This window comes from Streptomyces sp. NPDC059564, assembly GCF_042735575.1.
Taxonomy (GTDB): domain Bacteria; phylum Actinomycetota; class Actinomycetes; order Streptomycetales; family Streptomycetaceae; genus Streptomyces.
The window spans coordinates 1-8508 of sequence record NZ_JBHWBP010000331.1 but is presented as its reverse complement, the minus strand read 5'-3'; the positions used below and the strand labels follow the sequence as shown (position 1 = coordinate 8508).

Genomic DNA, 8508 nt, shown 5'->3' with positions numbered 1-8508 from the left:
GCCTGGCCACGGCAGCTCGTGTGCTCGGCGCTCTCGGGCGTCGTGTCCTGATGCTGACCGTCCTGCTGGCCCTGGTCTTCGCGGCCGTGGAACTGTTGCCGGGGGACGCGGCGAGTGCGAGTTCCGAGCGGGGTGACAGCGCGGCCGATGTCGAGGCGCGGCGGCACATGCTGGGCCTGGACCGGCCCGTGTGGGAGCGGTTCTGGGACTGGATGACGGCCCTGCCCACCGGTGACCTCGGCACCTCCGCCCGCGGTCAGAAGGTTACCGACCTCCTCTCCGACCCCTTCCCCAACACCCTCGTGCTGGGCGCGACCGCCTTCGTTCTGACCGTGCTCGCCTCCCTCGCGCTCGGCTGCTGGGCCGCCTCCCGCCCCGGCGGCCTCGCCGACCGCCTCATCGGATATGCCTCCACAGCCGCGTTCGCCGTCCCCGAATTCGTCGTCGCCGTCGGCCTGCTGCTGGTCCTGTCGCTGTGGACCGGCTGGCTGCCCGCCGTGACCCTCACCGGTGCGGACGGGACCCCGGCCGACTGGACGATGCTGATCATGCCGGTCCTGGCGCTGGTCATCCCGCAGACGGGCTGGAACACCCGTATCGTGCGCGGCGCCCTGGCCGACCAGGCTCGTACGCCCCACGTGGAAGCCGCCCACCTCGACGGCCTCCCCGTCCACCGGATCGTCCTGCGCCACGCCCTGCCCGGCGCCGTGCCCGCGATCGCCACCGGCATCGCCACCTCCACCGGCATGCTCCTCGGCGGGGCCGTGGTCGTGGAGACCCTCTTCAACTACCCCGGCATCGGCAGCGTCCTGGCCGCGGCCGTCGCCGGCCGCGACACCCCGCTCATCGCCGGAGTCGTCGTCTGCGCAGGCGCCGCCATCAGCCTCGTCCTGCTCGCGGCCGACCTCATACGCGCCCGCACCCTCGGAGTCCGCCCATGACCGCCGGCACCCTCACGGGAGTACCCGCCCGAACCGGAACCCGCCGCTCGTGGCCCACCCTGGTCCCCGCGGTGGTGCTGATCGCCCTCGCGGTGGCCGGGCCCCTGCTCGCCGCCCACCCTCTCGACGCCCCCGTGCACGCCCCGTACGCCACCGCCGGTGACGGCGGGCCGCTCGGCGGCGACCAGCTCGGGCGCGACGTCCTGTCCCGGCTGCTGCACGGCGGCACGGTACTGATCGGCAGTGCCGCTCTCGTCTCCGTACTCGTGACCCTGGCCGGGGTCGTCGCCGGCTGCTTCGCCGTCCTGCACCCCGTCCTCGGTCGCGCCGTGGAGCGTAGCGCCGACGTGGCGATCCTCCTCCCGCCGGTCCTCGGCATCATGCTGATCGCCCTCGCCTGGCCCGGCGGCGGGCGCTGGGCCGTCATAGGCGCCGCCATCGTCCTCGGTATCCCCTACGCCGTACGCATCGTGGCCGCAGCCGCCGCCCCACTGGCCGGAGCCGGATACGTGGAAGCGGCTCTGGCCCGCGGGGAGAGCCTGCGTTACATCGCGCTGCGCGAGATCCTGCCCAACCTCCGCTCCACCGTCGCCGCTCTGTTCGGCCTGCGCTTCGTCGAAGCCGTCTACGTCATCTCCATGGCCGCCTTCCTCCAGATCGGCCCCCAACCACCGGCCGCGGACTGGGCGTTGATGATCCGCGAGAACGCCCCGGGCATCCTCCTCAACCCCTGGGCCGTCATCGCCCCCAGCCTGGCCATCGCCGTCCTCGCCATCAGCGTCAACCTCGCCTGCGCCTCCCTCGCGCCCCGCTCCGCACGCAAGGCGGTCACCACCCCGTGAACACCCCCGCACAACCGGCCGTCACGCCGGCCGCTTCCTCGGACACCCCCGCGCCGCCGGCCACCGTCACCGGTCTCGAAATCCGCTTCCCCGGTGGCCCGGTGCTCCTGCGGCCCGTCTCCCTGATCATCGAGGCAGGTCGTATCACCGCGCTGACCGGTGCATCCGGCTCCGGCAAGACCACCCTCCTGCGCGCCCTCATCGGCCATCTCCCCGACGGCGCGGCCGTCACCGGCGGCGTGCTGACCGTCCTCGGCCACGACCTGGCCGCCCTGGCCCCCGGAGAGCTGGCCCGGCTCCGCCGCACCAGCCTGGCCTACGTGGGCCAGGACCCCGGCTCCGCGCTCAACCCCAGGATGAAGGTCCGTGACCTCGTCGCGGAAACCGCCCCCTGCCGCCCCGAACGGTCGGCCGTCATGGAACTGCTGCGCGAAGTCCGTCTGCCCACCGATGACGGGCTTCCCGACCGGCGACCGACAGCCCTGTCCGGAGGTCAGCAGCGCCGCGTCGCGCTCGCCCGTGCTCTGGCCCGGAAGCCCGACGTCCTCCTCCTCGACGAACCCACGGCCGGCCTCGACACGTCCCTGCGCGACGAGATCGCCGACCTGCTGCGCCACCTCGCCGCCCGCCACGACCTGGCCATCGTCATGGCTTGCCACGACCCCGAACTCGTCGAGGCCTGCGCCGACCACACCGTCCACCTCACCGCACCCACCGCACCGCCACGCCTGCCGGCAGTCCACGAAGCCGAACGCGAGCCCACCGTGGACAACGAGGAGGCGGTCGTCGCCCAGGGCGAGGGAATAGCCGCACATGCTGTCCACGTCTCCTTCCACGGGAAGGCACACCAAGCCCTCGCCGCCGTCGACTTCACGGCCGGCCCCGGCAGCCGCACGGCCATCGTCGGCCCCTCCGGCTCCGGCAAGACCACGCTTCTCAGAGTGCTGGCCGGGCTCCAGCGCGCGGACACCGCCGACCTCACCCTCGACGGGACACCGCTCGCGCCCACCGCGGGCAAACGCCCGAGCGCGCACCAGCGCCGCATCCAACTCGTCCCGCAAAATCCCCTCGACGCACTCAACCCCTCCCGCACGGTCGGAGCCCAGCTCGACCGGCCCCTGCGCCTGCACACGAAACTCAACTCCGGCGCCCGCTCGGCCCGGATCGCCGAACTCCTCCAGCAGGTCGACCTGCCCGCCGACTTCACGGACCGATACCCGGCCGAGCTCTCCGGCGGCCAGCGCCAGCGCGTCTCCATCGCCCGTGCTCTGGCCACCGGACCCGACATCCTGCTGTGCGACGAGATCACCTCGGCCCTCGACCCCGACACCGCGACGTCCGTCATGGAACTTCTGGCCGGCCTGAACGCGGAGCAGGGGATGACACTCGTACTCGTCTCACACGAACTCCACCTGGTGAGCGCCTACACCGACACCGTGTACCTGCTGGGCGAAGGACGCCTCGTCGCCCACGGCCCCACCCATGAGCTGCTGCCCACCGTCTGAGCGGGAACCGGGCCTCAGACCTTGCTTCGCCCGTGTCCGGCACGGGCGGCAGTCGCGCACACGCGCCGCAGCAGATAGCGCAGCTGGGCGCTCTCACCCTTGGTGATGGACGCCAAGAGCACGTCCTGCACGCCCTTCATGTCACCCACTGTGGCCGCGCGGGCGGCAGCACCGGCCGCTGTGAGCGTGACCACCTCATGCTGCCCTCCCACGTTGACGGCCATAGCCCGGACCAGGTCCTGGCCCAGGAGTTCATCGATCACCCGCGAGACCTCGGCCGGCGGCGTCTCCAACCGGGCCGCGAGATCGTCGCGGGCGTGCGGCCCAAGATCGGACAGCGTGGTCTACATCAAAGTCGACGCTCAGGGTCTCAGCGGCGCAGCAGGGCGCGGGCGGTCAGCTCCACGTACTCGTGCAGCCCGTACGCCATGACAAGGCCCAGAACGACCGCCCCCGCCACCGCCGCCGCGAGGCCTGCTGCGGCCATCTGCGTCGTGCGTGTCTGCGGCCGGACCGGCACCGGCCGCAGCAGGGCCTCGACCCGCTGGGGAACCGGCCCGGTACCCACCGACAGCAAGGGACCGCGGCCTTTGTCCCGCTGCTTGCCGGACGCGGCGGCCAGTGCCGCGCGGGCGATCGCGGTCGCCGCCAGCCGGTGCGCCGCGCCGGCGAGGTGGGCGGTGACGCACAGCAGGTGGTGACGGCCCGCGAGATGGGCCCGCTCATGGCTGAACAGCACCTCGCGCTCCGCCGGCCCGAACGCCCGGAGCATGCCCGTCGTCACCACGATCCGTCCGCCGCGCCCCCGCCACCCCGGCAGGGCGAAGGCCTGCGGGTCGGGGCCAGGCACCACCAGCAGGTCGCCGTCGGGTACGGAGTCGCCCGTCGCGGACCAGGCGCGCGCGAGCACCGACCGGTGCTGGCGCCAGCGGCGGACCATCAGGGCGGCCTGGACGGTCAGCGCCGCTCCGGCGGCGGCGACCGGAACCGTGGCGGGCCACGCGGCCGCCGCGCGGGGGAGCGGGACCTGTGTCCGATACCGCCCCGCTCGTGCCCCGTACCACCACGACCGGACGTCGAAGAATATAGGTTTGCCTTATCTCACCCTACGGGTCGTGGGCCGGGCCCGGCTCGGCCCGTCCGGACGTGCGGAGGGAACTCCGGGTCTGCGTCGGCTCAGGCGCGGAAGACGGCCCGAGTTGGCCGCGGCTGTCGGATCAGATCCGAGGCCGCGTCTCGCCAGAGCCCGCTTCCCCTCCGGCGCTACGCGTCAAGGGGCTTCGCCCTGGGCGACTTCGATGCCGTCGTGCAGGTCGTCGGCTGCCTGGAGGGACGCACCGGCGGAGAGGGCCAGGCAGGCCGCCAACACCAGGACCGCGGCGCGCCGGGCGAGGGGCCGGGTCGTCCTGGTCTCGGTGTCGTGGCCGAGGAGGGCGGCGACGCGGCGGGGAACGGGGCCGGCGGTCGCCGAGAGGGCCAGGCCGGGACGCGTGCGGCCGGCCGTGGAGGAAGCGCGGGTGGCGAGAGCGGCCCGGCCGATGGCCCGGGCGGTCAGGCGTCGGCTGCCCACGGCGCGGGCGGCGGATTCGTCGGCGCTGCGTTCCAGCGCGTAGGCGAGTGGCTCGCGCAGGGTCCGCAGCGCGGGGTGGCACAGGCCGGCCAGGTCGACCACGGCGGTGAAGAGGTGGTGGCGCTCCCGGAGGTGGGCGCGCTCGTGGGCGATCAGGACCTCGTGCTCGGGCGCCGAGAGTGCGCGGAGCATGCCGGTCGTGACGACGATGCGGCCCGGGCTTCCGGGCAGGGCGTAGGCGTCGGGGTGCTCGTCCGGCAGGACGACGAGTTCGCCGTCCGCCTCGGCGGCGAGCCTGCCGGCGTGGCGGAGCTGGGTCCAGCGTCGGCGTGCACCGCGCACCAGCCCGGCTGTGCACCAGGCGAGCAGGGCCCCGGCGGCGAGGGCGATCGCGATGACGGCGTCGGGTGATCCACTGCTGAGCGGGGTGAGCAGGTGGCCCAGCGCGGCGACGACGTGGAGGTGGGTGGCGCCGGGGACGATCAGCAGGGCCAGCGCGCAGGTGCTGGCGGCGGCGAGGCCGGCCGCGGTCGCCGTCAGCAGCCACATGGCCTGCCGCGGCGGCAGGTTCGAGGCCAGCCGCCTGCCCGCCGGTGCGACCAGGAACGGAACGAGGAGGGGGATCCAGGCGGTGTGGATCACGTTGCGTCTCCTTCCGTGTCGAGCAGGGCGCGCAGCAGGCGCTCGTCCTCGGTGCTCAGCTGGGAGACGAAGCGGCTCAGTACGGCCTCGCGGTCCTCGTCCTTCGCGAGTTCGGCGTGCATGCGCCGGGCGGTGAGTCCGGAGGCGTCCTCGGTGGGGGTGTAGGCGAACCCGCGGCCGGACCGCGATCGGGTCACGGTCCCCTTCTCGTACAAGCGGGAGAGGATCGTCGTCACCGTAGTGCGGGCGAGCGACCCGCCCACTATCTCCTGGACCTGGCCCGGGGACAGCGGGCCGTCCGCGGCCCACAGCGCCGCCAGCACGCCGGCCTCGAGCTCGCCGGCAGGGCGTCGCTCCGCGTTCCTGTCGCCCATGGGTGCGCTCCTCCACACATCGATCGTCTACAGTGCTGTAGACCGTCTACGGAACTGTAGTCGCCAATTGGCAGGGCGTCGTCCCGGACCCTGCACCTCTCACCCTATGGGAGCTGTCTGTCATGACCTGGCCCGATCTCGCCGCGGCGTCGCAGGCGCTCAGTCCGCAGGCCGTCAATCTGCTGGACGCCGGTTCCCTCCTGTCGGCCTTCGGCGCCCTCGGCGTCGCGGTCGTGCTGTTCGCCGAGACCGGCCTCCTCGTCGGCTTCTTCCTGCCCGGCGACTCGCTCCTCTTCACCGCCGGCCTGCTCTGCGTGCCGGGCGATCACGGGCCGGTCCACCTCTCGCTCCCGCAGGTGCTGTGCGCGGCCGCGGCCGGCGCCCTGCTCGGGGCCCAGACCGGCTACCTCCTCGGGCGGCGCGGCGGACGCGCCCTGCTGGCCCGCAGCCGCAGCCGCAAACTCCACGAGGGCGTCGCGAAGGCCGAGGAACTCCTCGACCGGTACGGACACGCCAAGGCGATCGTCCTGGCCCGCTTCGTGCCGATCGTGCGCACCGTCCTGAACCCGATGGCCGGGGCCCTGAACGTCCCGGCCCGCGTCTTCACGCTCTGGCAGGTGATCGGCGGGCTCGTGTGGACGGTGGGACTGGTGCTGGCCGGCTACGCGCTCGGCTCCTCCGTGCCCCATGTGGACCGCTACCTCATGCCGATCGTCGCCCTCGTCGTACTTGTCTCCCTCGCCCCGCTCGCGGTGGAAGTCATCCGCCGACGGGGCAGCCGCACTTCGAACGGAAGCTCGCGTTGAGCCTGCTCGCCCTGGACGGCCCCGCCGTCGACGGAAACCTGTACACCCGGCTCACCGGCCTGGCCGAGCAGGCCCCCGGCTGGCTCGACGGCCTGGTCACCGCCTGGTCCGACTACGGCCTCGCCCTCTTCGCCCTGCTGATGCTGGCTGTCTGGTGGCGCGCCCGGGCGGCCGCCGATCCGGCCAGGACCGCCATGGCGCTGGCAGCACCCCTGGTCGTGGTCGTCGCTTTCCTCGCCGACACCGGCATCAAAACGGTCTTCCGGGAGCAGCGACCCTGCCAGACCCTGCACACGGTCACGCTGGAGATCTGCCCGCCGCTCGGCGACTGGTCCTTCCCCAGCAACCACGCCGCCATCGCCGCCGCGGCCGCCGCGGCCCTCTGGGTCACCGACCGCCGGCTCGCGGCGATCGCGGTACCGGCCGCACTGCTGATGGCCTTCTCCCGGGTCTGGGTAGGTGCCCACTACCCCCATGACGTCGTACTCGGCCTGGCCGTCGGAGCGGTCATCGCCTGGACGCTGACCCGTGCCGCACGCCGCGCGGCCCCCCTCGTACTGCGGCTGGGCAGTACGCCGCTGCGATCCTTGGTCGCCGCCCGGTGAGGGCCCCCGCCGCACCGCGAGCCACCCGCTGGGGCCTGGTCGCAACGCTGTGCGCAGCCCTGTTCGCCGTACTGACCGCACTCGTCGCAGCCCGCCACGGCAGCCCGTACCCACTCGACGAGAGCGTGCACCGCTGGTCGGTACGGCACCGTCCCGCCGTAGCGGTGGCCCTCGCGCGCGGCGTCACCGCGACCGGGACCGGGCCCGTCCCGTACCTGTGCGCCGTGACCGCCGGACTCGTCGCCGGACGGGGCCGGGGCGCCAGGGGTCGGCTGCTGACGGCCGCGGGTGCGCTCGGATTCCTGCTGCTGGCCCAGGGCCTGCGCTACGCCGTCCTGAACGGCGTGGCCCGGCCGCGTCCGCCCGTTGCCGAGCGGGTGACGCACGCGTCCGGGTTCTCCTTCCCCTCGGGCCACACCGCGACCTCGGCGCTCGTGGCCGGTCTGCTGGCGTGGGCGGTATGGCGCGCGGCCTCGCCGGCCGCTGCCCGGCTCTGGTGGGTCCTGTTCGCCTGCTGGGCCGTCACGGTCGGCCTGACCCGTGTCTACCTCGGCGTGCACTGGCCCACCGATGTCCTCGGCGGCTGGCTCTACGCCCTCATCTGGCTCACCGCGGCGTTGGCCGTGGAGGCCGGCGTTGGGCGAGATCGGAAGCCCCGAGCGGCCGTCGAGTGAGTGGTGGTGCGTGGCTACGTGAGGCGGAGGTCGCGGCTGCGCCCCGGTGGCAGACCGGTGAGCTCCTGTGAGGGTCGCCGCCGGACACCACGACGGCGGGCTCTGCCGAGCCCCACTCGTCCCGTACGTGAATGGCCCCGGCGCACGTGAGGTTCAGGGCCGCGCGGCGCGTCGCGCATGGGGGGAGGGTGCGGTCGTCAGGCCGCTGACCGGCGTCCGTGGCGGCGTTGGGTACCGTACGTAGTGGTGGGCCGTCGGGTGGGCGACCGAGGAGCCGGGCGCCTTGCGCCGGTAGTCGGTAAGGGCATCGATGTCGCCCGCCCGAGTGCGTGCCCGAGCCGATGACCAGGATGCCGTCACATGCTTTTGATCCACTCGCCCCCGGCCTGCACCTCATGGGCCGGAGCACGTCTCACGTAGCACTGGTCCTGTCGGCTCGACCAGTGCGCGGAGTGGGGAGGGAGGGGCGGCCGAGGCGGACGGGTACGCCAGGGGAGTAGAGGACGCTGGCCGGTGGGTCGGTCGGTGCGGTCAGCCCGGCCGCCGTGA

General features: G+C 73.6%; 10 protein-coding genes. 6 read left to right on the top strand and 4 right to left on the bottom strand.

The window, feature by feature from the left end:
- Positions 1–50: 50 nt before the first annotated feature.
- The 3 genes from ACFV0Q_RS33920 to ACFV0Q_RS33910 are packed head-to-tail and all read left to right on the top strand — an operon-like array spanning position 51 to position 3288.
- On the top strand, positions 51–941 hold the full coding sequence (locus ACFV0Q_RS33920) for an ABC transporter permease (RefSeq protein ID WP_385010721.1): 891 nt from the start codon (positions 51–53) through the stop codon (positions 939–941).
- On the top strand, positions 938–1783 hold the full coding sequence (locus tag ACFV0Q_RS33915; protein WP_385010719.1) for an ABC transporter permease: 846 nt from the start codon (positions 938–940) through the stop codon (positions 1781–1783). Before ACFV0Q_RS33920 ends, ACFV0Q_RS33915 begins: the two co-directional genes overlap by 4 nt.
- A complete protein-coding gene (locus ACFV0Q_RS33910; RefSeq protein ID WP_385010717.1) occupies positions 1780–3288 on the top strand; it encodes an ABC transporter ATP-binding protein in 1509 nt (502 codons plus the stop codon). The genes ACFV0Q_RS33915 and ACFV0Q_RS33910 overlap by 4 nt, the downstream gene beginning before the upstream one ends.
- A gap of 14 nt (positions 3289–3302) precedes the next feature.
- Here the strand turns inward: ACFV0Q_RS33910 and ACFV0Q_RS33905 are convergent, their stop codons facing one another.
- The 4 genes from ACFV0Q_RS33905 to ACFV0Q_RS33890 form a co-directional block, all read right to left on the bottom strand.
- Positions 3303–3551 carry a hypothetical protein gene (locus ACFV0Q_RS33905; RefSeq protein ID WP_385010715.1) on the bottom strand — a complete coding sequence of 83 codons (249 nt, stop codon included), beginning with the start codon at positions 3549–3551 and terminating at the stop codon, positions 3303–3305.
- 107 nt (positions 3552–3658) lie between these two features.
- Positions 3659–4228, bottom strand: coding sequence for a M48 family metalloprotease (locus ACFV0Q_RS33900; protein ID WP_385010713.1), 570 nt, complete (start codon positions 4226–4228; stop codon positions 3659–3661).
- A gap of 330 nt (positions 4229–4558) precedes the next feature.
- Complete coding sequence (locus tag ACFV0Q_RS33895) at positions 4559–5500, bottom strand: M56 family metallopeptidase (RefSeq protein WP_385010711.1); 942 nt, start codon at positions 5498–5500, stop codon at positions 4559–4561.
- Positions 5497–5874 (bottom strand): BlaI/MecI/CopY family transcriptional regulator, encoded by a 378-nt coding sequence (locus tag ACFV0Q_RS33890; RefSeq protein ID WP_385010709.1) that lies wholly within the window; start codon positions 5872–5874, stop codon positions 5497–5499. Before ACFV0Q_RS33890 ends, ACFV0Q_RS33895 begins: the two co-directional genes overlap by 4 nt.
- Before the next feature lie 122 nt (positions 5875–5996).
- Here ACFV0Q_RS33890 and ACFV0Q_RS33885 point away from each other — a divergent pair, with 122 nt between their 5' ends.
- The 3 genes from ACFV0Q_RS33885 to ACFV0Q_RS33875 are packed head-to-tail and all read left to right on the top strand — an operon-like array spanning position 5997 to position 7959.
- Complete coding sequence (locus tag ACFV0Q_RS33885) at positions 5997–6680, top strand: DedA family protein (RefSeq protein WP_385010707.1); 684 nt, start codon at positions 5997–5999, stop codon at positions 6678–6680.
- A complete protein-coding gene (locus ACFV0Q_RS33880; RefSeq protein ID WP_385010705.1) occupies positions 6677–7285 on the top strand; it encodes a phosphatase PAP2 family protein in 609 nt (202 codons plus the stop codon). Before ACFV0Q_RS33885 ends, ACFV0Q_RS33880 begins: the two co-directional genes overlap by 4 nt.
- Positions 7282–7959, top strand: coding sequence for a phosphatase PAP2 family protein (locus tag ACFV0Q_RS33875; RefSeq protein WP_385010703.1), 678 nt, complete (start codon positions 7282–7284; stop codon positions 7957–7959). Before ACFV0Q_RS33880 ends, ACFV0Q_RS33875 begins: the two co-directional genes overlap by 4 nt.
- Positions 7960–8508 lie beyond the last annotated feature (549 nt).